Genomic DNA, 23666 nt, shown 5'->3' with positions numbered 1-23666 from the left:
CCTCACGAGACACGCAGCCTCGGGTTGAGCACGGTCTCCAGCGCCCTGCCGCACAGCGTGAACGCCAGCACCACCAGCACGATGCCGAGCCCCGGCGGCAACAGGAACCACCAGGCGCCCTGGGACACCGCGCCGTGCAGCGTGGCCTCGTGCAGCATCGAGCCCCACGACACCAAGCCGGGGTCGCCGAGCCCGAGGAAGGACAGCGTCGACTCGGCAATGATCGCGCTGGCCACGGTCAGCGTCGTGTTCACCAGCACCAGCGGGAACACGCCGGGCAGCACGTGCCGGCCGATGATGTGCAGGTGGCCGCCGCCGAGCACCTTGGCGCGCTCGATGTAGGGGCGGGCCTCCACGGCGAGGGTTTGGGCCCGCACCAGCCGCGCGGTGGCCGGCCACGCGGTCGCGCCGATCGCCAGCACGATCGTGCCGATCCCCCTCGGCAGCACGGTGGACAGGCAGATCGCCAGCACCAGCGCGGGCAGCGCGAGGAAGAAGTCGGTGACCCGCATCAGCAGCCCGGACAGCCAGCCGCCGAAGTGCGCTGCGGCCAGCCCGACCACCGAGCCGACCCCGACCGACAGCAGCGTCGCGGCCACCCCGACCGTGAGCGAAACCCTGGCGCCCCACCAGGTCTGCAACAGCACGGACCGTCCCGTGTGGTCGGTGCCCAGCCAGTAGTCCGCTGCCGGCGGCTGCCAGCGCGGGAACTGCGCCCTGGTGACGTCGAGGCCGACCCGGTCGGTGAGCACCGGGGCCAGCAGCGCCAGCGCCACCATCAACGCGAGCACGGCGAGCCCGGCGACGCCGCTGCGGTTGCGGACGAACTCCCGCCAGAAGGCCTTCACGACGCACGCACCCTGGGGTCGAGGACCCGGTAGAGCAGGTCGGCGAGCAGGTTCATCACGATGACCGCGCCGCCGAACACCACCAGCAGCCCTTGCAGCAGCGGCAGGTCGGGCGCCTCCAGCGCCTCGTATGTGAGCAGGCCGAGGCCGGGCCAGGAGAACACCGTCTCCACGGTGATCGCCCCCGACACGACCAGGCCGAGTTGCAGGAACACCAGCGTCATGGCCGGCAGCAGCGCGTTGGGCACCGCGTGCCGGCGGCGCACCAGGTCGTCGCGCAGCCCCTTGGCGCGCGCGGTGGTCAGGTAGTCGGCGTTCATCTCCTCCAGCAGCGAGGACCGCATCACCAGCAGGTACTGCGCGTAGATCACCGCGATCAGGGTCACGCAGGGCAGCACGAGGTGGTGGGCGACGTCGACGGCCTGGGAGAGGAAGTCCGGCGGTGTGTCGGGGTAGCGGATGCCGCCGCTGGGGAACAGCTGCCCGGTGGCGATGAGCAGCAGCATGCCGAGCCAGAACGTGGGCGCCGACCACAGCGTCAGCGCGATGCCGGTGGAGGTCCGGTCGAACCGGCTGCCCCGCCGCCACGCGCCCCGGATGCCCAGCCACAGCCCGAGGATCGTGGCAAGCACCGTGGCGGTGCCCACCAGCAGCAGCGTCGGCCCGAGGCTCTCCAGGATCTTGTCGGTGACCGGCCGGCTGAACGTGTAGGACGTGCCCATGTCGCCGTGCAGCAGGCCCCGCACGTAGTCGAGGAACTGGTGCGGCACCGACCTGTCCAGGCCGAGTCTGGCCCGCAGCTCGTCCTGCTGCGCCGCGGTGGCCGGCCGGTTGTGCGTCATGGCCAGCACCGGGTCGCCGGGGTAGACCACGCGGAACAGCACGAAGCCGAGCACCACCACCGACAGCAGGCTGACGGCCGCGCCGCCGAGCTTGCCGGCGACGTAGCGCAGGGTGCCGCCGCCGGGCCGGCCCTGCGGTGGGGCCGGTGGTTCCTCGGCGGTGACCAGCGCGGCGGTCACTCGCGCTCCGCCGAGGTGGCGCGCCGCCGCCGGGCGAACAGGAACGCGAGCACGGCCAGCACGACGACCGCGCCTGCCGCGATGCCGATCACCGGGCCGGCGTTGCCGCCGCCGCTGCTGGCGGCGCCCGCGACGGGCCGGGCGCTGTAGTAACCCCAGTAGCCGTTCTGGGCCATGATCACGCCGCCGGGGTCGGGCTGCACCTGGAAGTCGGCGAACCGGTCCTTGCGGTAGGCCTCCAGCGAGTTGTCGTAGTCGAGCACGACGCCGACGGCCAGGTCGTAGAACCGCTGCTGCGCCTGCTTGACCAGCTCGGCCCGCTTGGCCTGGTCGAACTCGGCGAGCTGCTGGGTGTAGAGCGCGTCGTACTGCGGGTCGCACAGGAACGAGTCGGTGGTGCCGCCCTTGCCGTCGGCGTTGGGGCGCTGGGAGCAGGTGTGCAGCGACAGGATGTAGTCGGGGTCGGGGTTGGCGCCCCAGCCGCTGAACGCGAGGTCGTACTTGCCGCCGCTGGTGATCTCGTTGACCTGGCTGTCGGAGACCAGCTGCACGGTGACGTCGACGCCGACGTCGCTGAGCCACTGCTTGATGTAGGGCGCGGTCTGCTCGTCGAAGGCGGTGCCGTTGTGGCCGAGCAGTCGCAGGGTCAGCGGCTTGCCGTCGGGGCCTTGCCGGATGCCGCCGGCACCCCTGGGGTAGCCGGCCGCGTCGAGCTCGCGGTTGGCGGCGGCGGGGTCGAAGGAGCGGGCCTGGCTCGCGTCGGGCTGCCAGTGGTAGCTGACGAACACTGGTGGGATCAGGCCGCCGCCCGGTTCGGCGTAGCCGCCTGCCACCTTCGACACGATGTCCTTGAGGTTGAACGCCTTGGCCAGGGCCTGGCGGACCTTGACGTCGCGCAGCGCCGGGTTGCCGTCGCCGATGGGCACGCCGGTGCTGGTGGCCGCGCCGGGGTTGAACAGCAGTTCGTTGAAGCGCCGGCCCTTGGCGGGGTTCAGCGTCACGTTCGCGGCGTTCTTCAGCGAGTCGTACTGGCCGGGCCCGAGCCGGTTGATCAGATCGACCTCGCCCTTGATCAGCGCCTGGGTCGCCGCGTCGGCGTTCTTGTAGATGACGAAGTCGAGCTCGTCGTAGTGCGGGGCGCCGCGCCAGTAGTCCTTGTTGGCCTTGAACCGGATGGACTCGTTGGCGCGGTACTCGGTGAGCACGAACGGCCCGTTGCCCACCACAGGTGTGGTGTCGTTGGTGTAGCCGGCGATGTCGGTGACCTTGGACCAGACGTGCTCCGGCACGATCGGGACGTCCAGCGCGAGCATCGTGGCCTGCGGCGTCTTCGTCCTGATCACCACGGTCCGGTCGTCGGGCGCGGACACCGAGTCGAAGTTGGCGACGAAGTTGCCGTTGGCGGTGCGCGCCACGTCGTTGGTCAGCATCAGGTTGAAGGTGAACGCGACGTCCTTGGCCGTCAGCGGCTGCCCGTCGGACCACCTGACCCCCGACCGGATCGTGTAGGTCCAGGTCAGCTTGTCCTGGCTGGTCTCCCACTTCTCCGCAAGGGCCGGCACCGGGTGCTGGTCCTTGGCGTCGTAGGTGGTCAGGAACTCGTACATCAACCGGCCAAGTTCGGTGCCAGCCTGGGTGATCGACAGGAACGGGTTCACCGAGTCGACCTGTTTGGTCAGCGCGACCCTCAGGACCGTGCCGCCCTGGGCCGCCGCCGTCGGCGCGGCCGTCGTGACGGCCGGCGCCGCCAGCCCCACCGCGACGAGCAGCGCGCCAAGCGTCAAGCCGAGCCGCCAACGAGAAATCCGCACAGTGACCACCCCGTTCCTCACAGAGACGTCAAGAAGTAACCACTGAATGGTGGGACAAGTCAACGAGTACCCGAGGTTGCCACCAGGCCGTAACGTAGACCCCGTGCGGATCATGATCTCGGCCGACATGGAAGGCGCCACCGGCGTCACCTGGACCAGTGACGTGGTGCCGGGAACCGAGCAGTGGCAACGGTTCCGGCGGCTGTTCACCGGCGACGTCAACGCGTGCGTCGCCGGGGTGTTCGACGGCGGCGCGACCGACGTGCTGGTCAACGAGGCGCACTCCGCGCAGCGCAACCTGCTGCTGGAGGACCTCGACGCGCGCGCGAGGATGCTGACCGGTCGGCACAAGCCGCTGTCGATGATGCAGGGCGTGGACAGCGGCGTCGACGGCGTGGTGTTCCTCGGCTACCACGCGGGCGCGGGCGAGGACGGCGTGCTCGCCCACACCTACCTGGAGAACTCCATCACCGGGGTGTGGCTGGACGGGGTGCCCGCCAGCGAGGGCAGGCTCAACGCGGCGGTGGCCGCCGAGCACGGCGTGCCGGTGCTGCTGGTGACCGGCGACGACCGGACCTGCGTGGACGCCGCCGACTACGCGCCGGCGGCGAAGCTGGTCGCGGTGAAGGAGTGCGTGAGCCGGTACGCGGCGATCTGCACGCCGCCGCGACGCACCGCCGAGCAGATCGCCGAGGCGGCCAACGCCGCGATGGCGCTGGCCGGCCGGCGGGACCCGGCGCCGGCCGCGCACCGCATCGAGGTGGAGTTCGACGCGACGCACCTCGCGCAGGCCGCCGCGGTGGTGCCCACGGTCGAGCAGCTCGGGCCGCGCCGGGTCGGCTTCGACGCGGCCACCATGACCGAGGCGATGAAGGCGTTCAAGGTCGTCACCGCCATCGCCGCGGGGGCCGTGGAGGGCATCTACGGCTGAGGCCGCCGGGGCTGCCGGCGCGCGGCCAGCCCGAGCCGGAAGGCGATCCGCACCGGCACCGGCCGCGTCGGCCCCTGCGCCGCCGTCACGCCGGCGGCGGGTCGTCGCGCAGGCGGCCCATCAGCACCAGGTCGACATACTCGCCGTCGTTCCACAGGTGCTTGCGGCGGCGGCCCTCCTCGGTGAAGCCGGCCTTCTGGTAGGCGCGGATCGCGCGCGGGTTGGTGGCGTTCACGCTCAGGTGCACCTTGTGCAGGTTGCGCAGGCGGAAGCCGTAGTCCGCGAGCAGCGACACGGCCTCGGTGCCGCAGCCGCGTCCCCAGTAGTCCCGGTCGCCGATCAGGATGCCGAGTTCGGCGGTCCTGGCCACCTGGTGCTGGTTGAACAGCGCGCACTGCCCGATCAGCCTGCCGGGGTCGTTGTTGGCGATGATCGCGAAGCCGAGCGTGTGCGGGTCCTCGCGGCGCCCCTCGTAGAGCGCGACGACCGACGGCAGGGCGTCCGGTGTCGGCGGCCGGCCGCCGACCAGGAGCGCGATCTCGACGTCGTTGGCGAAGCGGGCCAGCGTCGGGTAGTCCTCTGGCTCGAGCGGGCGCAGTGTCACAAGCTCTCCGGTCAGCACGGATGGACGATCCTGGCCGGCGGCCGCGGCCGCAACCGGTTTTAGCGCACGCCTGCACTGTGCATTGCGGCGGCGAGCGAAAAATGGCAGGGGCCACCGCACAGTGCTCGGCACGGGTGCCTGAATGCACTGGTCGCGATGGGTGAACGTTTTTCACTCGACTACTTCAGGTGTTAGTTAATGCGGCCGAACGAGTGAGTCGGCGGATCCGGATTCGGCCATTCCCGCGACCTGTCGGGCCAACGCTTTCGGGTGACTAGGCGGCCTTCTGGGGCAGTGCTAGCCTCGCTCTTGTCGGCAAACAGATCGACTATTTTACCCAAAGTTGGATTCATTCGCCGGAGCGCCAGGCTGCCGGCGAAACTCGGCAGTGCCGACTCAATCTCACCGTAAACGCGCGGTCGAGTGCCGTGCGGCGGCTACAGCTGTCCGTATTCTCCCGATTGAAATTCACATTCGGATTGGCGGTGTGTTGTGACGGAGTCGGTGGATTCCGCCCTTGGCGTTGACAATGGGCAGCAGCAGTTGAGCCTGGGTACCGCGGCGGCGCGGAACCTGGCCACCACGACCAAGTCCGTGCCGCAGATGCAGGGCATCACCTCGCGGTGGCTGCTGCGGATCCTGCCGTGGGTGCAGGCGGCCGGCGGCGCGTACCGGGTCAACCGCAGGCTGAGCTACACGCAGGGCAGCGGTCGGCTCATCTTCTCCAACGTCGGCGACGAGGTGCGGGTGGTGCCGCCGACGCTCGCGGAACTGCCGGTGCTCAAGGGGTACGAGGACCGCGAGGTCCTCACCGCGCTGGCCGACCGGTTCCAGCAGCAGCAGGTCTCGGCCGGCGAGTCGATCGTGGAGGCCGGCAGCCCCATCGACGCGGTGTACCTGATCGCGCACGGCAAGATCAACAAGATCACCACCGGCAAGTACGGCGACCAGACCGTGGCCGGCGTCCTCGCCGACGGCAACCACTTCGGCGACCAGGCGCTCGCCGACACCGGGGGCAACTGGGACTTCACCGCCAAGGCGGTCACCAGGTGCATCGTGCTGTCGCTGCCGCTGTCGGCGTTCGAGGAGCTGGCCAACCAGTCCGAGTCGCTGCGCGGCCAGGTCGTGCTGTACCAGGCGAGCGCGGCGGTCGACCAGAACCCGCACGGCGAGGTCGCCATCGACATGGCCGCGGGCCACGAGGGCGAGCCGGAGCTGCCCGGCACGTTCGTGGACTACGAGCTCTCGCCGCGCGAGTACGAGCTCAGCGTCGCGCAGACCGTGCTCCAGGTGCACAGCCGCGTCGCGGACCTCTACAACCAGCCGATGAACCAGACCGAGCAGCAGTTGCGGCTGACCATCGAGGCGCTGCGCGAGCGCCAGGAGCACGAGCTGGTCAACAATCCCGATTTCGGGTTGCTGCACAACGCCGACCTGCGACAGCGCATTCACACCCGCAGCGGGCCGCCCACCCCCGACGACATGGACGAGCTGCTCAGCAAGGTGTGGAAGGACCCGAGCTATTTCCTGGCACACCCGCAGGCCATCGCCGCGTTCGGCCGCGAGTGCAACCAGCGCGGCATTTATCCGACTAGCGTGGACGTAAACGGACATATGGTGCCAGCCTGGCGCGGCATTCCGATCCTGCCCTGCAACAAGATTCCGCTGAACGGGCACCGGGTCAGCTCCATCCTGCTGCTCCGAACCGGTGAGCAGAACCAGGGCGTCGTCGGCCTGCACCAGACGGGCATTCCCGACGAGTACCAGCCGGGCCTGTCGGTGCGGTTCATGGGCATCAACGAGAAGGCGGTCATCTCCTACCTGGTCAGCGCCTACTACTCGGCCGCCGTCCTGGTGCCCGACGCGCTGGGCGTGCTGGAGAACGTCGAGCTGGGTCTCGGCGGCGACTAGACCGGTGCCGGGCTCCCCGGCGCGAAGTGACGTTCGGCGTGGGCGACAACCTTGGTAGCGCTATGGACAGCGATGGGTGGTGTGGGTGGTGACTGTGACGGAGTCGGGCCCTGGTGTCGACGGTGGATCCGCACGGCTGAGCCTGAGCACGGCGGCGGCGCGCAACTTGGCCACCACGACCAAGTCCGTGCCGCAGATGCAGGAAATCTCCTCGCGGTGGTTGTTGCGCATGCTGCCGTGGGTGCAGGTCCCCGGCGGCACCTACCGGCTCAACCGGCGGCTGACCTACGCGGTGGGCACCGGCAGGGTGAGCTTCTCCAACATCGGTGACGAGGTGCGCGTCGTGCCCCCGACGCTCGCGGAGCTGCCGGCGTTGAAGGGGCTGGCCGACCAGGACCTGCTGGCGGCGGTGGCGAGCCGGTTCCAGCAGCAGGAGTTCGCCCCGGGCGACGTGCTCGTCGCCTCGGGGCAGCCCCTGGACCAGGTGTTGCTGATCGCGCACGGCAAGGTCCGCAGGACCGGCACCGGCAAGTACGGCGACCAGCTCACGCTCGGCACCGTCGCCGACGGGCACTACCTCGGCGACGAGGCCCTGACCGGCGGACAGGAGGACACCTGGGCGTACGCGGTCACGGCCGTCACCCCCGTGACCGCGCTGGTGCTGCCCCGCCAGTCCTTCGCGGACCTGGTCGCGACGTCCGAGGCGCTGCGGACCCAGATCGACCAGGTCGTGGCGGCGGCGGACCTGGCCCGCAACAAGCACGGCGAGGCCGCCATCGACCTCGCCGCGGGCCACGAGGGCGAGCCGGAGCTGCCCGGCACCTACGTGGACTACGAGCTCTCGCCGCGCGAGTACGAGCTCAGCGTCGCGCAGACCGTGCTGCGCGTGCACAGCCGCGTCGCCGATCTCTACAACTACCCGATGAACCAGACCGAGCAGCAGTTGCGGCTGACCATCGAGGCGCTGCGCGAGCGCCAGGAACACGAGCTGATCAACAACCGGGACTTCGGGTTCCTGCACAACGCCGACCTTCGGCAACGCATCCACACCCGTGGCGGGCCGCCCACCCCCGACGACCTCGACGAGCTGCTGGCCCGCCGGCGCAAGACGGCGTTCTACCTGGCCCACCCGCGCACCATCGCGGCGTTCGGCCGGGAGTGCACCGCGCGGGGCATCTACCCGCAGACCGTCGACGTGCAGGGACACACCGTGCAGTCCTGGCGTGGTGTGCCAATGCTGCCCAGCGACAAGATCCCGATCAGCGCGCAGGGCACCACCTCGATCCTGGCGATGCGCATCGGCGAGGAGAACCAGGGCGTGGTCGGCCTGAACCAGACCGGCATTCCTGACGAGTACCAGCCGGGCCTGTCGGTGCGGTTCATGGGCATCAACGAGCGGGCCGTGATCTCCTACCTGGTCAGCGCCTACTTCTCGGCGGCGATCCTGGTGCCCGACGCGCTCGGCGTGCTGGACAACGTGGAAATCGGACGTTGAGGGCATGGCGAGCACCGAGGTGAGCGCCGAGGGCAGGCCGGCGCGGGAGGTGGTGGCGTGGAGCCGGGCCCTGGTGGCTCCCGCCCTGCGGGCCGCCGTGGACAGCCTGCCCGAGTCGATGCGCCACGTCGCGGGCTACCACTTCGGCTGGACCGACGAGGAGGGCCGCCCGGCGGGAGCGTCGGGCGGCAAAGCCATCCGCCCGACGCTGGCGCTGCTCGCCGCGGACGCCGTCGGCGGCGACCCGGTCGACGCCGTGCCGGCGGCGGTGGCCGTGGAGCTGGTGCACAACTTCTCGCTGCTGCACGACGACGTCATGGACGGCGACCTGACCCGCCGGCACCGCCGCACGGTGTGGAGCGTGTTCGGCGTCGGCCAGGCGATCCTGGTCGGCGACGCGCTGGCGAGCCTGGCCGTGGACGTGCTCGCCGCCAGCGGGCACCCCGCGAGCACCGAGGCCATCCGACGGCTCAGCGCGGCCGTGATAGCGCTGGTCGAGGGCCAGGCCGCCGACCTGGCCTTCGAGAAACGCCCGCACGTCGCGGTCGCGGAGTGTCTGCGGATGGCCGAGGGCAAGACCGGGGCGCTGCTGGGCTGCGCGTGCGCGCTCGGCGCGCTGTTCGGCGGCGGCACCCCCGGCCAGGTCGGCCGGTTGGGTGACTTCGGCGAGCGGCTCGGCCTGGCGTTCCAGTTCGTCGACGACCTGCTGGGCATCTGGGGCGACCCGGTGCAGACCGGCAAGCCCGTCTTCTCCGACCTCCAGAGCAGGAAGAAGTCCCTGCCGGCGGTGGCGGCGCTGGCCTCGGACTCCCCCGCAGCCAGGGAACTCGGCGCGCTCTACCGGCGCGAGCAGCCGCTGTCGGGCACCGACCTGGACCGCGCCGCGGAGCTGATCGACCTCGCCGGAGGCCGGGCGTGGAGCCGCGCGCAGGCCGACGACCTCGCCGGGGAGGCCCTCGGCCACCTGCGGTCGGCGTCCCCGACCCCGAGGGCCGCGGCCGAACTCGGCGAGCTGACCGCGCTGGTCGTCCGCCGCGACCACTGACCGAGGGCACCGCTCGCCGACCCGCGGTCGGACTCCGCGCGCTGATTCCGTTGGCCGACGCGCGTTCCCGCGCCTTCGCGCACAACCCTCCACATCCCGGCACATCCCGGAGGATCCGCATGACCGTTCCCGCTGCCCACATCGTGACCGTGGCCGACCAGTTGTTCTGTCCCGATCGACCACCGATCGACTGTCCGGCGGGAGCGTTGGTTGCCGGGGAACTACGCCGCAGGGGCGTGCCGACCCAGCTCGGCCCGCTGCGCCTGACCGGGCCAGGCAGCCACCCCGACGCGTTGGCCAGCGTGCTGTCCGGCGCCGACGGGCCGATCGGCCTCGGCGTGGCGCCCGCGCTCGGCAAGGCCAGAGCCGTGCTGCTTGGCTGGCTGGCTGTGGCCGACCGGCCCCGCAGCGTGCTGCTCGCCGCGCCGCGCTCGTTCTGCGCGGGGGTGGACCGGGCCATCGAGGTCGTCGAGCAGGCCTTGGCGCAGCGGGGATCGCCGGTGTACGTGCGCAAGCAGATCGTGCACAACACCCACGTCGTCAACGATCTGCGGGCGCGCGGCGCGGTGTTCGTCGAGGAGTTGGCCGAGGTGCCAGACGGGGCGTGCGTGGTGTTCTCGGCCCACGGTGTGTCCCCGGCCGTCCGCGCTGATGCGGCGCGTCGGGGGCTCGCCGTGATCGACGCGACCTGTCCCCTGGTCACCAAGGTGCACGTCGAGGCCCGCCGGTACGCGGCGCGCGGCGACACCGTGGTGCTGATCGGGCACGCCGGCCACGAGGAGGTCGACGGCACGCTCGGCGAGGCCCCCGAGCACACGGTGCTGGTGCAGTCCGCCGCCGAGGTCGCCGACCTGCGCGTTGATGACCCGGCCAGGGTGTCCTACCTGACGCAGACGACCCTCGCGGTCGACGAGACCGCCGAGGTGGTGGCCGCGCTGCGGGCGCGGTTCCCGAAGCTGCGCGGGCCCGCGTCGGAGGACATCTGCTACGCCACCACCAACCGCCAGGACGCGCTCGACGCGATCGCGGCGGAGTCCGACCTGGTGCTGGTGGTCGGCTCGACGAACTCCTCCAACTCGCGCAGGCTGGTCGAGCTGGCACACCGCCGCGACACCAGTGCCTACCTGATCGACGACGTCGCCGACATCCGGCCGGAGTGGCTGGCCGGCGTCAGCGTCGTCGGGTTGACCGCGGGCGCGTCGGCCCCTCCCGGGCTGGTGGACGAGGTCGTCGCCGCGCTCGGCGGCCTCGGCTCGGTCACCGTCACCGAGCGCGAGACCACCAGGGAGACCATCCGCTTCTCCCTGCCCTCCGCCGTGCGACCCCCCGGCGCGAGAACACCGGAGGCGCAGACCTCGGACGCGGGCACACCGTGAGGGCCCCGCTGCTCCCCGGCATCACCGGCCCGGCCGACGTGCGGGGACTGTCCACTTCGGACCTGGTCGGCCTGGCGCGGGAGATCCGCGGTTTCCTGGTGGACAAGGTGTCCAGCGTCGGCGGGCACCTCGGGCCGAACCTCGGCGCGGTCGAGCTGACCATCGCCGCGCACCGCGTGTTCGACTCGCCCCGCGACGTGCTGCTGTTCGACACCGGCCACCAGGCGTACGTGCACAAGATCCTCACCGGGCGGCAGCGGGAGTTCGCCGGCCTGCGCCAGGCCGGCGGCCTGTCCGGCTACCCGTCCAGGGCGGAGTCCGTGCACGACGTCATCGAGAACTCGCACGCCTCGGCCGCGCTGTCCTACGCCGACGGCCTGGCCAAGGCGTTCGCGCTGCGCGGCGAACACCACAGGCGGGTCGTCGCCCTGGTCGGCGACGGCGCGCTGACCGGCGGCGTGGCCTACGAGGCGCTGAACAACCTCGGCGCCGCGCAACACCGGCCGGTGATCGTGATCCTCAACGACAACGGCCGCTCCTACTCCCCCACCGTCGGCGGCCTCGCCGCGCACCTGCGCGGGCTCGGCGACGGCGCGCACGCGGGAAACCTGTTCGCCGACCTCGGTTTCGCCTACCTCGGGCCGGTCGACGGGCACGACCTCGCCCAGCTGGACGACGCGTTGCGGCAGGCCGCCGCGCTGCGCAGGCCCGTGGTGGTGCACTGCCTCACCCGCAAGGGCAAGGGCTACCCGCCCGCCGAACAGGACGAGGACGACTGCCTGCACACCGTCGGCGTCGTCGACCCCGCCACCGGGCGGCCGCGCTCGGCCGGCGCGCCGACGTGGACCTCGGTGTTCGCCGACGAGATCGCCGCCATCGGCGCCGACCGCCCCGACGTGGTGTGTCTGACCGCCGCGATGACCCACCCCACCGGGTTGGGCGAGTTCGCGGCGCGGTTCCCGCACCGCCTGTTCGACGTCGGCATCGCCGAGCAACACGCGGTGACCAGCGCGGCCGGGCTGGCCGTCGGCGGCCTGCACCCGGTGGTCGCGATCTACGCGACGTTCCTGAACCGGGCCATGGACCAGGTGCTGATGGACGTGGCGCTGCACCGGTTGCCGGTGACGTTCGTGCTGGACCGGGCCGGCGTCACCGGCCCGGACGGCCCGAGCCACCACGGCATGTGGGACGCGTCGATCCTGCCCGTCGTGCCGGGCCTGCGGCTGGCCGCCCCGCGCGACTGCGGCCAACTGCGCGAGCAGCTGCGCGAGGCCGTCGACGTCGCCGACGGCCCCACCGCCGTCCGCTACCCCAAGGCCGCCGTCGGGCCGGACATCCCGGCCGTGCGCCGGATCGGCTGCTGCGACGTGCTGCGCGAGGACCCCGCAGCGCGGGTGCTGCTGGTGGCGGTAGGGCCGCTGGCCGGGCCGTGCCTGGCCGCCGCGGCCGAGCTGGCCGCCCACGGCGTCCCCGTCACCGTGGTCGACCCGCGCTGGATCGCCCCGCTGGACCCGGCGCTGGTGAAGCTGGCCTGCGCGCACACGCTGGTGGTGGCTGTGGAGGACACCGCGGCCACCGGAGCGCTCGGCGGCCGGCTCGCGCAGGCGCTGTCCTCGGCCGGCAGCGACACCTGCGCGGTGACCTTCGCGCTGCCGCCCCAGTTCCTGCCGCACGCCTCGCGCGAGCAGATCCTGCGCGCGCACGGCCTCGACGCGGCCGGCATCGCCACCACCGTCCTCAAACGCCTGACCCGCCCCGAGGAGGCCTCAGCGTGACCAGCATCGACCTGGGCATGCCCGCCCCAGTGCGCCAGCAGGCGTTCCGCCGCCCGACTCGTCAGGTCGTCGTCGGCGGTGTGCCGGTCGGCGGCGGCGCGCCCGTCACCGTGCAGTCCATGACCACCACGCCGACCGCCGACGTGGACCGCACCCTGCAACAGATCGCGGAGCTGACCGCGGCGGGCTGCCAGATCGTGCGGGTCGCGGTGCCGTCCCAGGACGACGCGGACGCGTTGCCGGCGATCGCGGCGAAGTCCCAGATCCCGGTGATCGCCGACATCCACTTCCAACCCCGCTACGTGTTCGCGGCGATCGACGCGGGCTGCGCCGCGGTGCGGGTGAATCCGGGCAATATCAAGAAGTTCGACGACCAGGTCAAGCAGATCGCGCGCGCGGCGAGCGCGGCGGGCGTGCCGATCCGCATCGGCGTCAACGCCGGTTCGCTCGACCAGCGGCTGCTGGCCAAGCACGGGAAGGTGACGCCGGAGGCGTTGGTCGAGTCGGCGCTGTGGGAGTGCTCGCTGTTCGAGGAGCACGGCTTCCGCGACATCAAGATCTCCGTCAAGCACCACGACCCGCTGGTGATGATCGCCGCCTACCGGCTGCTCGCGGCGAGCTGCGACTACCCGCTGCACCTCGGCGTCACCGAGGCGGGCCCCAGGTTCCAGGGCACCATCAAGTCCGCCGTGGCGTTCGGGGTGCTGCTCGCCGAGGGCATCGGCGACACCATCCGCGTGTCGCTGTCCGCGCCGCCGGTGGAGGAAGTCAAGGTGGGGCACCAGATCCTGGAGTCCCTCGGGTTGCGACCGCGCCGCCTGGAGATCGTGTCCTGCCCGTCGTGCGGGCGCGCCCAGGTCGACGTCTACAAGCTCGCCGAGCAGGTCACCGCCGCGTTCGAGGACTTCCCCGTGCCGCTGCGGGTTGCGGTGATGGGCTGCGTCGTCAACGGGCCCGGCGAGGCAAGGGAGGCCGACCTCGGCGTCTCCTCCGGCAACGGCAAGGGACAGATCTTCGTGCGCGGCAAGGTGGTGCGCACCGTGCCCGAGCACCAGATCGTGGAGGCGCTGATCGAGGAGGCCATGAACCGTGACTGGACGACCGCGACCGAGCAGTGACCGATCGGTGAAGGAGCAGTGATGGTGGTACTGACGCTGGTCATCGTGGCCGGGGTGTGCGCGGGCGTGAGCGTGTTGCTGTACCTGGTACAGCGGTTCGTGCCGCACCGGGTGCGACAGAAACACAACGACGTCGCCGGGTTCGTCTACGCCGTGATGGGGGTGCTGTACGCGGTGATGCTGGGCTTCGTCGTGGTCAACGAGTGGGGGGCGATGGAGAGCGCCCGCAGCAACTCCTTCACCGAGGCCAACGAGCTCGGCTCGCTGTACTGGAACGCCCGCGCGCTGCCGCCGGACCAGGGCAACCCGCTGGAGGCGACCGCCAAGGAGTACGCGACGGTCGTCATCGAGGAGGAGTGGCCGCTGATGGCGCACGGCAACACCAGCCCCAAGGCGACCGCGCTGGTCTACACGATGCGCGACGAGGTCAACTCGCTGCCCAACGCCACGGCGCGAGAGCAGACGCTGTACGCCCAGTCGCTCGACCACGTCAACAAGCTGGCCTCCGCGCGCCGCCAACGGCTGAGCCAGAGCGCCGACGGCGTGCCGACCATCCTGTGGGTGGCCCTGGTCGTCGGCGCGGTTCTGACGGTCGGCTACACGCTGCTGTTCGGCCTGTCCAGCACGTGGGCGCACCTGCTGATCGCGGCGCCGCTCGGGGTGCTGGTCGCGACGGCGTTGGTGCTGGTCAACGAGATGGACCATCCCTTCGCCGGGGTCGCCCCGGTCAGCCCCGACGCGTTCCACGTCTTCCTGAACCGCCTGCCACCACAGCGATAACCGCCGGCGCGGCGGCCAGGACGCCGCGCTAGGGTGCCTCCGTCGGCCGGGCCGTTCGGGGGTTGGGCAGGCGAACGCGGCCGGCGGGCACCGCCGGGAGCAGCCATGGAGTTTCGGATCCTGGGACCCATCGAGGTGTGGGGCCCCGCCGGGCAGGCGCGCCTGCCCGGCGCGCGACAGGCCGCGTTGTTGGCGGCGTTGTTGTTGCAGGCCAACCGGGTCGTCTCGGTCGACGAGCTGATCGAGGCGGCCTGGGGTGACCGGCCGCCCTCGGCCGGCGCGGCGGCGCTCCAGACCGCGGTGTTCCGGCTGCGCGGCACCCTGGCCGGCGTGCAGGCCGACGCCGACGGCCGGCTGTCCTTCACCTCCGGGTACCGGCTGCGGGTCGAGCCGGGCGAACTGGACCTCGACGTCTTCCGCGACCGGCTGCGGGACGCCCGCGCCTCGGTCGCGGCCGGTCGGTTGGCCGAGGCCGCCGCCGACTTCCTGGCCGCCGCCGAGCTGTGGCGGGGCACGCCGCTGACCGGCCTGTCCGGCGGCTACTTCGAGCCGCGCGTCGCCGGGCTGACCGAGGACCACCTCGCCGCCGTCGAGGACCGGATGGACCTGGAGCTCAACACCGGCGGGCACGCGCGGGTCGTCGCCGACCTGCGCGGCCTCACTTCAGCGCACCCGATTCGGGAACGCCTGCGCGTGCAGCTGATGCTGGCGTTGTACCGGTCGGGCCGCCAGGCCGAGGCGTTGCGGGCGTTCCAGGACGCGCGGGCCGCGCTGCTCGCCGAGGTCGGCGTCGGGCCGGGACCGGAGCTGATCGAGCTGCACCAGGCGATCCTGCGCGGCGACCCGGTCCTGACGGGCGCACCCGCGCGGCCGGAGTCGCCGACCCGCCGCGACGACCTGCCGCGCGACCTGCCCGACTTCGCCGGCCGGGACGCCGAGCTGCGCAGGCTGCTCGGCGTCGACCCGGACCGCGCCGCGGTGGTCATCGAGGCCATCGACGGCATGGCCGGGGTCGGCAAGACCGCGTTGGCCGTGCACGCGGCGCACCTGCTGGCCGACCGCTTTCCCGATGCGCGGCTGTTCGTCGACCTGCACGGGCACAGCGCCGAGCGTGCCGCGACCGACCCGATGGCGGCCCTTGACCTGTTGCTGCGCGCGCTGGGCGTGCCGGAGCAACGCATCCCGCAGGAGCTGGACGCGCGGTCGGCGCTGTGGCGGGCCGAGCTGGCCGGCCGAAAGGTGTTGGTGGTGCTGGACAACGCGGCGAGCGCCGCGCAGGTCCGACCGCTGCTGCCCGGCGCGTCGGGCTGCCTCGCGCTGGTGACCAGCCGGCGGCGGCTGGCCGACCTGGAGTCGGCCGCGACGCTGTCACTGGACGTGCTGCCGCACGAGCACGCGGTGGCGCTGTTCGCCGGCATCCTCGGCGACGAGGACAGCAGGGCCGCCGCCGAGCCCGCCGCCGTGGACGAGGTGGTGACGGTGTGCGGCTGCCTGCCGCTGGCGATCCGCATCGCCGCGGCCCGGCTGCGCACCCGCCCAACCTGGACGGTGCGCGACCTGGCCGACCGGCTGACCAGGGGCCACCGCGGGCTGGCCGAGCTGGCCACCGGCGACCGCAGCGTCACGGCCGCGTTCGCGCTGTCCTACGGCCACCTCGCCGACGACGAGCGGCGGCTGTTCCGGCTGCTGGCGCTGCATCCCGGCCCGGACTTCGACGCGCACGCGGCGGCGGCCGTCGCGGACGTCGGTGTCGGCGAGGCGGACCGGCTGTTGGAGGAGCTGGTCGACGTGCACCTGCTCCAACAGCGGACGCCCGGCCGGTACCGGTTCCACGACCTGCTGGGCCAGCACGCCGCGAAGGTCCTGGCCCAGGACGAGCCCGAGGAGGACAGGGCGCGGGCCGTCGAGGCGTTGTTCGGCCACTACCTCGGCACGGCGTTCGACGGCGACCGGCTGCTCGCGCCGCACCGCCCGCCGATCGAGCTGGCCGGCGTCGTCGGCCCGAGGCGGTTTTTGGCCGACGAGGACGCCGCCGTGCGCTGGTTCGACGCGGAGTACCAGTGCCTGCTGGCGACGCAGCGGCTGGCCGTCGCAGTCGGCCGGCACGAGCTGGTGTGGCAGCTGGCGTGGACGTTGACCGGTTTCCAGGTGCGGCGCGGGCGGATCCACGACCACGTCGTGGCCTGGGATGCCGGGCTGGCCGCCGCCCAGCGGCTCGGCGACCGGGCCGGCCAGACGCTGGCGCACCGGTCCCTCGGCCGGGCCCGCGCGCAGTTGGGCCTGCTGGAGGAGGCGCGAGGCCACCTGGAGCGGGCGCTGGCGCTGGCCGAGGCGGACGGCGATCTGGCCCAGCAGGCGCACGTGCACAACGCCCTCGCCGTCGTGTGGGAGCGCCTCGGCGACGGCACGGTGGCGCTGGCGCACGCCACGAACGCGCTGCGGTTGTTCCAGGAGCTGGACAATCCGATGTGGACGGCCGACGGCCTCAACTCCGTCGGCTGGTACGCCGGCAGGCTCGGCGACCACGCGCGGGCGCGGGACTGCTGCGAGCAGGCGCTCGCGCTGCACCGCCAGCACCGGCACCGCGAGGGCGAGGCCGCAACGCTGGACAGCCTCGGCTACATCGAACACGCCGCTGGCCGGCACGCGGCGGCGATCGGCCACTACGACGCGGCGATCGCGCTGTTCCACGAGCTGGGCAACGCGCACTACGAGGCCAACGCGCTGGACGGCCTCGCCGAGTCGCACCTCGCGTCCGGCGACACCGAGGGCGCGCGCGACGCGTGGCTGCGGGCGATCGGGTTGTACGAGTCGCAGGACCGAAGGGCCGACGCCGACCGGGTGCGGCAGCGACTGCGGGAGCTGGACGAACACTGATCAACTGCGCAGGTCTCCCCACTGCCCGGGGATCGGCTCGACGCCCGGACGGAGGCGTGGGGCACCACCGGCCGGGCGGTCTGCGGGTGAGCCGCCGGCCGGCTGTCAGCGGCCGGGCGTCGGCGGCACACCACCCGTGCGAGCCGCTCCGATCGCGGCCTCGATCCGCGCCGCCACCTCGTCCGGCGTGGCCCTTTCGGTGCTGAGCACCAGGCCGACGCCCCCGAGCCCGCGCAGCTCGGTCGCCAACCGCGCGGAACTCTCCACCAGTTCCTCGAGGCCGGACCAGCCGGCCGGCTCCCTGGCGCGGATCCGGCTCTCCAGGGTCGCCGGCTCCGCGTCGAGCCGGACCAGCAGGTGCGCATCGGCCCCGACCGCCGCAAGCAGCCGCTCGCCGTATGCGTCGTGTTCGACGGTGGCGGTGACGAACATCAGGTCGTGGCCGACCTCGCGGTAGGCAGCGCAGATCGTCGCGAGGTTCGCGAACAGGTGTTGTTCGTCGAGCGGCGGGTAGCAGCGCTCGAGCTCGTCGACCTCCATGAGGGCGTTGGCGACACCCGCGTCCCCAAGACGGTCGTGCACGGCGGTGGCGACGGTGCTCTTGCCGGCTCCCGGTGGGCCGGTCACGATGACGGCGAACATCAACTCAGCGTAGGCGCGCGCCCGGCCGGAACGGGTCGACGGTCAGCGGGAGAGGCAGTCCAGGACCAGCCGCACCGCCTCGGGCAGGTCGATGTGATCGTCGGCGAAGGCCCCCAGGTGGCCGCCGGTCGCCGTCAGCACGGCGGTCGCGCCGAGGCCGCGGACCAGTTCGCCGACGTGCTCGACAGGGTCGGGCACGTTGACGGGGTCGTCGGCGGCGGCCAGCACGCGGAACTCCGTTGCGGCGGCCCGAATCCGGTCCCAGTCAAACGGGGTGGCGAAGAAGCCCGCGAGCGCCTCGTAGCCGACCTCGTGCGACGCGGTGGAGACCAGCACGGCGCCGGCGAACCGCCCGCGCTCGGCGGTGTCGTGCTGTTCCAGCATCCGCAGCACGTTGACGCCGCCGATGCTGTGCCCGACCAGCACGATGTCCTCGGCCGGGCCCGCCTTGGCGACGGCCTGATCGAACGTGTCCAGCCAGGCCGCCGGCTTCGGCGCGCCGGGCTCGGGCAGGTTGGGGACGATCACCTTGTGCCCCTTGGCTTCCAGCTCGGCGCGGAGGTAGGGGAACCAGACGCTGTCGCCGTTCGCCTCGAGGCCGTGCGACACCACGATCGTGCTCATGAACTCTCCTCCGAAATCGAAACGCTACGTCGCGTTTGAAAAGAAACTAACAGCTCGGTACCGTGTCCGACATGCCACTCGACGGTGATCTGGACAACACCGGTCCCGCGCCGCGCACCGGAGGACGGGTCCGCAGCCAGGACGCGCGCGACGCCGTGCTGCGCGCCGCGGTCGAGCTGCTGGAGGAGGTCGGCTACGGCCGGGTGACGATCGAGGGCGTGGCCGCCAGGTCCGGCGTCGCCAAGAGCACGATCTACCGGTGGTGGAAGTCCAAGGCCACCCTCGTGATGGAGGCGTACGGGCACACCGTGGCCAAGCGGGTGCCGGAACCGGACACCGGCTCCCTGGCCGGCGACCTCGCCGCGTTCCTGACCGAGCTGTACCGGGTCGCCGACTACCCGACGCGCGCCAAGGCGTTGCGCGGGCTGATGGCCGAGGCACAGCTCGACCCCGGCTTCGAGGGCGCCTTCCGGGACTGGGCGCAGGGCAGGAGAGCCGTGCTGGCCAAGCTGTTCGGCCGCGCTGCTGACCGGGGCGAACTCGCCCCCGGCCTGGACGTCGAGTACGCGACCGACCTGGTCTTCGGACCCTTCTGGTACCGCCTGCTCGTGCGGCACGCCCCGCTGGCACCCGCGGAGGCCGAGGCCCACGCGACGCGCCTGCTGGCCGGCCTCGGCGGCGCGACCCTCTAGCGGTGATCAGCCGGCGCGCTACCGTGCCCCGATGACGTCCAGCGACATCGACATCGCCGACCTCGCCACGCGGGAGGTCGTTGACCTGTGCTCCCGGCTCATCCGGTTCGACACCACCAACCGGGGCGGCGGGGACTCCGAGGGCGAGCGGCAGGCCGCCGAGTTCGTCGCGGGCCACCTGGCCGATGCCGGCCTCGAACCCGTGCTGCTGGAGCGGGAACCCGGCCGTACCAACGTGGTCGCGCGGCTTACCGGCTCCGAACCGGGCCTCGACGCCCTGCTCGTGCAGGCACACCTGGACGTGGTGCCGGCCGACCCGACCGAGTGGTCGGTGTCGCCGTTCTCCGGCGAGGTCCGCGACGGCTACGTGTGGGGCCGGGGCGCGGTGGACATGAAGGACATGGTCGCGATGGTCCTGTCGGTGCTGCACCGCTGGGCACGGGAGGGCCGCCGCCCGCGCAGGGACATCGTGTTCGCGTTCGTCGCCGACGAGGAGGACCTCGGCTACTGGGGCGCGCACTGGCTGGTGGACGAGCACGCCGACCTGTTCGCGGGGTGCACGGCCGCGATCAGCGAGTCGGGCGCCTACTCCTACCACGTGAACGGCACCCGGCTGTATCCGGTCGGCACCGCCGAGCGCGGCACCTCGCACCTGCGGCTGACCGCGCGCGGCCGCGCCGGGCACGGGTCGCGCCGCAACGACGACAACGCGGTGACCAAGCTCGTCGCCGCGCTCGGCCGGCTCGCCGCGCACGAGTGGCCGGTGCGGCTCACGCCTGCCGTGCGGGCCTTCCTGGAGCGCACCGGATCCGCGCTCGGCGTCGAGGTCGATCTGTCCGATGTGGACGGCACGCTGCGGCGCCTCGGCCCGGCCGCCGCGCTGGTGGAGTCCACCGTGCGCAACAGCACCACGACGACCGTGCTTTCCGCCGGCTACAAGGTGAACGTCATCCCCGGCCTCGCGCAGGCCGAGGTGGACACCAGGGTGCTGCCCGGCACCGAGGAGGAGCTGCTGGCCACCGTGGACGAACTACTCGGCCCGGACGTCCAGCGCGAGTTCCTGGCCAGGCAGCCCGCCGTGCAGGCCCCGGTGGACTCGCCGTGGTTCGAGGCGATGGCCGACGCGCTGCGCGCCGAGGACCCCGAGGCGGTCGTCGTGCCCTACTGCCTCGGCGGCGGCACCGACGCGAAGGCGTTCGCCCAGTTGGGCATGGCCTGCTACGGGTTCGCGCCGCTGGCGCTGCCCGAGGGATTCAACTACCGGGCGATGGCGCACGGCGTCGACGAGCGGGTTCCGGTGGAGGGGCTCGGATTCGGCGCGCGGGTGCTGGACCGGTTCCTGTCCACCTGCTGACAGGCCACCCGCCGACCAGCACCGGCTCTGGTCGGGACCTCGCGCGAGGTCCCGACCAGCCACCGGGTCAGACCGCGATGCCCAGCTTGCCGAGCGTCCCACCGGTGAAGTCGGCGACGGCCTGGTGAGCCTCCGCCAGTGGGTAGACCCGCGCGACGGGCACTCGCAGCCGGCCGGCGACCACGTCGTCGGCGAGCCTGCCAAGCGTGGTCCGGTCCGGGTTGGCCATCACGGTGGTCGTGCTGAGCTCGCGCTCCTCGGCGTCGGCCGGGGTGAAGTGCACGGTCGAGGCGAACCGGCCGCCCCGCACGAGCAGTCCGGCCACGGTCGCGCCGTCGCCGGCGAAGTGCAGCGCCGCGTGCACGCCGTCGGGGGCGATGGCGCGCACCGCGGCCGTCAGGTCGGCGTGGTCGACCACGTGCGTCGCGCCGAGCCCGGTGACGAAGTCCGTCTCTGCGCCGGGCTTCGCGGTGGCGATGACGGTGGCGCCCCTGGCGGCGGCGAACTGGACCGCGTACGCGCCGACGCCCCCCGTCGCGCCGGACACCAGCACCGTCTCCCCCGCTGCCGGGGCGACGGCGTCAACGGCGTTCAGCGAGGCCGTGCCGGCGAGGCCGAGCGCGCCGGCGCTGGTCACGTCGAGCCCGGCCGGCATCGGCGCGAGGCCGAATCCCTCGCTCACCACGACGTACTCGGCGAAACCGCCCTGGCCGAGCGTCGGGCGCATCACGACGCCGAACACCTCGTCCCCGACGGTCACGGAGGTCACGCCGTCGCCGACGCTGTCCACGACGCCGGCGAAGTCCTTGCCGACCACCACGGGGAACTCGTACTCGAACATGCCTTGGAAGCCGCCGCCGAGCACGCCGAGGTCGAAGCCGTTGACCGAAGAGGCCGTCACCCTGACCCGCACCTCGCCCGGTCCCGGCACGGGGGCCGGCAGGTCGGTGAGGGCGAGGGGTGCGCCGAAGTCGTCGAAAGCCACTGCACGCATGATGATCTTGTCCTTCTGTGGAATTCTGTGAAATGGGGAGGTTTGTGAGGGTGGCGCGGTCAGGCGGCCTGGAGCCAGGAGGCGCGCATCGCCGCGACCACGACGGCCAGTTCGGCCTCGTCGCGCGGGGCGTAGAGCATCACGATCGTGTCGGGCCATTCGGGCCGCAGGCTGATCGGATGCGGTTCCACCCAGCCGGCCTCGGTCAGCGGCGCGAGCAGCTCACGGGGCAGCGTGAGGTGCAGGAACCCGGCCCGGTGGATGTGGCCGAACTCGTCGCGGCTGGGGTGCAGGAACGCCTCCCACGGGCCGCTGGGCCTGCGCAGCCGCAGCGCGAGCGAGGAGGGCTCGGACACCTGGCTCGGCCCGGTGAACACGCCGGGCAGTGCCTCGGCGGCCTCGACGAGCGCGGCGCGGATCTCCTTGGGGGAGAACTGGTCGAGCTGGTCGTGCGGGATCTCCACTCCCGAGGTGGTCGGCCTGGGGCCGGTCCGGCGTGGTGGGGCAGCGAGATCGATGTCCATGACTGTGACACTTTCTGTGTGCTGGTTACTTCTTGTGCGTAACAAGAGTCTGATCCACAATGGCCACATGGCGGAAGACGGCACTTTGACCAGCGCAACGCACATTGATGTGCCCTCACCGGTGGACGCCAGCAACGCCACCTGCCTGCTGCGCGATGTCCTGGACCGGGTCGGCGACAAGTGGAGCGTGCTGGTGATGGCGCTGCTCGGCGATGGCTCGCGGCGCTATTCGGAGCTGCGCAGGGGCATCGACGGGATCTCCCAGCGGATGCTGACGCTGACGCTGCGGAGCCTGGAGCGCGACGGGCTCGTCGAGCGCACCGTGACGCCGTCCTCGCCGCCCCGCGTCGACTACGGGTTGACCGCCGTCGGCGAGACGCTGTCCGTGGAGGTCAGCTCGCTCATCCGCTGGGCCGAACAGCACCGCGAGTACGTCGGCACGTCCCGGATCCGATACGACCAGGCGTAGCCGGCGTGATGGGGTGCGTCTGCGCGTGGCCGCCGAAGCAGCGACCCGATCGCGGCGCTGACCAGGGCTGGCTTTGCTTGGCTGGACGAGCCCTTCCACGTTCTGAGTGATCATTTCTCGGAGTCGGCGTGACTCAGGACCTCAGCTAGTGTGTTGATCGAGGGACTTCAGTTGCTGCTGGACGCGGTCGGCGTCTGTGCTGCGGTGCTGCATTCGGTACAGCTCCAATGCCTCCAGCCACACAGTGCGGGCCTGGTGGTGCTGGCCGAGGGCGGTGTGCGGATGGCCCAGTCGGTCCAGTGTGTCGGCTGCGGCGGAGGCGTTGCCGAGGCTGCGGAACAGGGCCACGGCCTGCCGGTAATGATGGGTTGCCTGCTGATGGTGACCGGTGTGGTGGGCGACGTAGCCCAGGCTGTCCAAGGTGTATGCCTCGCCGTCGAGATTGTGGTTGCGGCGATGTAGGGTAAGCGCGGCCTGGCAGTGATCGCGGGACCGGTCGTACTCGCCGACTCGGGCGGAAGCCCAACCCACCGCGTTCAGCGCGCGGGCTTCCCACACCGGATTGTCAAGCGCCCGGTAGAGGCGCAAGGCCTGAGTGGCGTGCTCCAGTGCCTGCCGATCGTCTCCCCGCTGTGTCCATGCCAACACGAGCGCCTGATGGGTGTGGGCCTGGTTGGCGTGGTCGTGGTGATGCTCGGCCAATGTGAGAGCCTCGAACAGATGCCCCATTGCCTCATCGTGCCGGCCCACCTCTCTCTGTCAGTCTTGGGTGAG

21 protein-coding genes are annotated in these 23666 nt (G+C 72.0%); 12 read left to right on the top strand and 9 right to left on the bottom strand.

Features of this window, described 5'->3' with window-relative positions; all coding sequences use genetic code 11:
• Positions 1-2: 2 nt before the first annotated feature.
• The 3 genes from F0L68_RS03615 to F0L68_RS03605 are packed head-to-tail and all read right to left on the bottom strand — an operon-like array spanning position 3 to position 3690.
• Positions 3-848 (bottom strand): ABC transporter permease, encoded by an 846-nt coding sequence (locus F0L68_RS03615; protein ID WP_223198459.1) that lies wholly within the window; start codon positions 846-848, stop codon positions 3-5.
• Positions 845-1870: an ABC transporter permease gene (locus tag F0L68_RS03610; RefSeq protein WP_149847960.1), complete on the bottom strand. Its 1026-nt coding sequence runs from the start codon at positions 1868-1870 to the stop codon at positions 845-847. The genes F0L68_RS03615 and F0L68_RS03610 overlap by 4 nt, the downstream gene beginning before the upstream one ends.
• The gene (locus F0L68_RS03605) at positions 1867-3690 is read right to left on the bottom strand and encodes an ABC transporter substrate-binding protein (RefSeq protein WP_438672241.1); all 1824 of its coding nucleotides are present in this window, start codon (positions 3688-3690) and stop codon (positions 1867-1869) included. The genes F0L68_RS03610 and F0L68_RS03605 overlap by 4 nt, the downstream gene beginning before the upstream one ends.
• Positions 3691-3784: 94 nt before the next feature.
• Between F0L68_RS03605 and F0L68_RS03600 the strand changes: the two genes are divergently transcribed.
• Complete coding sequence (locus tag F0L68_RS03600) at positions 3785-4612, top strand: M55 family metallopeptidase (protein ID WP_188316367.1); 828 nt, start codon at positions 3785-3787, stop codon at positions 4610-4612.
• Between the two features lie 85 nt (positions 4613-4697).
• Here F0L68_RS03600 and F0L68_RS03595 read toward each other — a convergent pair whose 3' ends face one another.
• Positions 4698-5234: a GNAT family N-acetyltransferase gene (locus tag F0L68_RS03595; protein ID WP_188316366.1), complete on the bottom strand. Its 537-nt coding sequence runs from the start codon at positions 5232-5234 to the stop codon at positions 4698-4700.
• Positions 5235-5759: 525 nt separating this feature from the next.
• On the opposite strand from F0L68_RS03595, the gene F0L68_RS03590 reads away from it, so the two are divergent.
• The 8 genes from F0L68_RS03590 (at position 5760) to F0L68_RS03555 (ending at position 17593) form a co-directional block, all read left to right on the top strand.
• Complete coding sequence (locus tag F0L68_RS03590; RefSeq protein ID WP_276313827.1) at positions 5760-7127, top strand: family 2B encapsulin nanocompartment shell protein; 1368 nt, start codon at positions 5760-5762, stop codon at positions 7125-7127.
• An 88-nt stretch (positions 7128-7215) separates the two neighbouring features.
• Complete coding sequence (locus tag F0L68_RS03585) at positions 7216-8622, top strand: family 2B encapsulin nanocompartment shell protein (protein WP_223198457.1); 1407 nt, start codon at positions 7216-7218, stop codon at positions 8620-8622.
• 4 nt (positions 8623-8626) lie between these two features.
• Positions 8627-9667, top strand: a complete 1041-nt coding sequence (locus tag F0L68_RS03580; protein ID WP_149847958.1) for a family 2 encapsulin nanocompartment cargo protein polyprenyl transferase — start codon at positions 8627-8629, stop codon at positions 9665-9667.
• 119 nt (positions 9668-9786) lie between these two features.
• A complete protein-coding gene (locus tag F0L68_RS03575; protein ID WP_149847957.1) occupies positions 9787-11043 on the top strand; it encodes a 4-hydroxy-3-methylbut-2-enyl diphosphate reductase in 1257 nt (418 codons plus the stop codon).
• Positions 11040-12818, top strand: a complete 1779-nt coding sequence (locus tag F0L68_RS03570) for a 1-deoxy-D-xylulose-5-phosphate synthase (protein WP_149847956.1) — start codon at positions 11040-11042, stop codon at positions 12816-12818. The genes F0L68_RS03575 and F0L68_RS03570 overlap by 4 nt, the downstream gene beginning before the upstream one ends.
• A 17-nt stretch (positions 12819-12835) precedes the next feature.
• Positions 12836-13936, top strand: a complete 1101-nt coding sequence (gene ispG / locus F0L68_RS03565; protein ID WP_223198486.1) for a flavodoxin-dependent (E)-4-hydroxy-3-methylbut-2-enyl-diphosphate synthase — start codon at positions 12836-12838, stop codon at positions 13934-13936.
• Between the two features lie 21 nt (positions 13937-13957).
• Positions 13958-14716, top strand: a complete 759-nt coding sequence (locus tag F0L68_RS03560; RefSeq protein ID WP_149847954.1) for a bestrophin-like domain — start codon at positions 13958-13960, stop codon at positions 14714-14716.
• Positions 14717-14821: 105 nt separating this feature from the next.
• Positions 14822-17593: an AfsR/SARP family transcriptional regulator gene (locus F0L68_RS03555; protein ID WP_149847953.1), complete on the top strand. Its 2772-nt coding sequence runs from the start codon at positions 14822-14824 to the stop codon at positions 17591-17593.
• Positions 17594-17698: 105 nt separating this feature from the next.
• Here the strand turns inward: F0L68_RS03555 and F0L68_RS03550 are convergent, their stop codons facing one another.
• Entirely contained in the window at positions 17699-18235 is a 537-nt protein-coding gene (locus F0L68_RS03550; protein ID WP_149847952.1) for an AAA family ATPase, read from the bottom strand.
• A gap of 42 nt (positions 18236-18277) precedes the next feature.
• Positions 18278-18859 (bottom strand): RBBP9/YdeN family alpha/beta hydrolase, encoded by a 582-nt coding sequence (locus tag F0L68_RS03545; RefSeq protein WP_149847951.1) that lies wholly within the window; start codon positions 18857-18859, stop codon positions 18278-18280.
• A 71-nt stretch (positions 18860-18930) separates the two neighbouring features.
• Here F0L68_RS03545 and F0L68_RS03540 point away from each other — a divergent pair, with 71 nt between their 5' ends.
• Positions 18931-19551: a TetR/AcrR family transcriptional regulator gene (locus tag F0L68_RS03540; RefSeq protein ID WP_223198456.1), complete on the top strand. Its 621-nt coding sequence runs from the start codon at positions 18931-18933 to the stop codon at positions 19549-19551.
• A 31-nt stretch (positions 19552-19582) separates the two neighbouring features.
• Positions 19583-20905: a M20/M25/M40 family metallo-hydrolase gene (locus F0L68_RS03535; RefSeq protein WP_149847950.1), complete on the top strand. Its 1323-nt coding sequence runs from the start codon at positions 19583-19585 to the stop codon at positions 20903-20905.
• A 67-nt stretch (positions 20906-20972) separates the two neighbouring features.
• On the opposite strand, the gene F0L68_RS03530 is transcribed toward F0L68_RS03535, so the two are convergent.
• Positions 20973-21899 carry an NADP-dependent oxidoreductase gene (locus tag F0L68_RS03530; protein WP_149847949.1) on the bottom strand — a complete coding sequence of 309 codons (927 nt, stop codon included), beginning with the start codon at positions 21897-21899 and terminating at the stop codon, positions 20973-20975.
• A gap of 59 nt (positions 21900-21958) precedes the next feature.
• Complete coding sequence (locus F0L68_RS03525) at positions 21959-22423, bottom strand: luciferase domain-containing protein (protein ID WP_149847948.1); 465 nt, start codon at positions 22421-22423, stop codon at positions 21959-21961.
• A 121-nt stretch (positions 22424-22544) separates the two neighbouring features.
• On the opposite strand from F0L68_RS03525, the gene F0L68_RS03520 reads away from it, so the two are divergent.
• Positions 22545-22892: a winged helix-turn-helix transcriptional regulator gene (locus F0L68_RS03520; RefSeq protein WP_223198455.1), complete on the top strand. Its 348-nt coding sequence runs from the start codon at positions 22545-22547 to the stop codon at positions 22890-22892.
• A 141-nt stretch (positions 22893-23033) separates the two neighbouring features.
• Here F0L68_RS03520 and F0L68_RS03515 read toward each other — a convergent pair whose 3' ends face one another.
• Entirely contained in the window at positions 23034-23621 is a 588-nt protein-coding gene (locus F0L68_RS03515; RefSeq protein WP_223198454.1) for a tetratricopeptide repeat protein, read from the bottom strand.
• Positions 23622-23666: the final 45 nt, after the last annotated feature.

This window comes from Solihabitans fulvus (genome assembly GCF_008386585.1).
Lineage (GTDB): Bacteria > Actinomycetota > Actinomycetes > Mycobacteriales > Pseudonocardiaceae > Solihabitans > Solihabitans fulvus.
The sequence above is the reverse complement of the archived record's forward strand: the minus strand, read 5'-3'. Positions and strand labels throughout refer to the sequence as shown.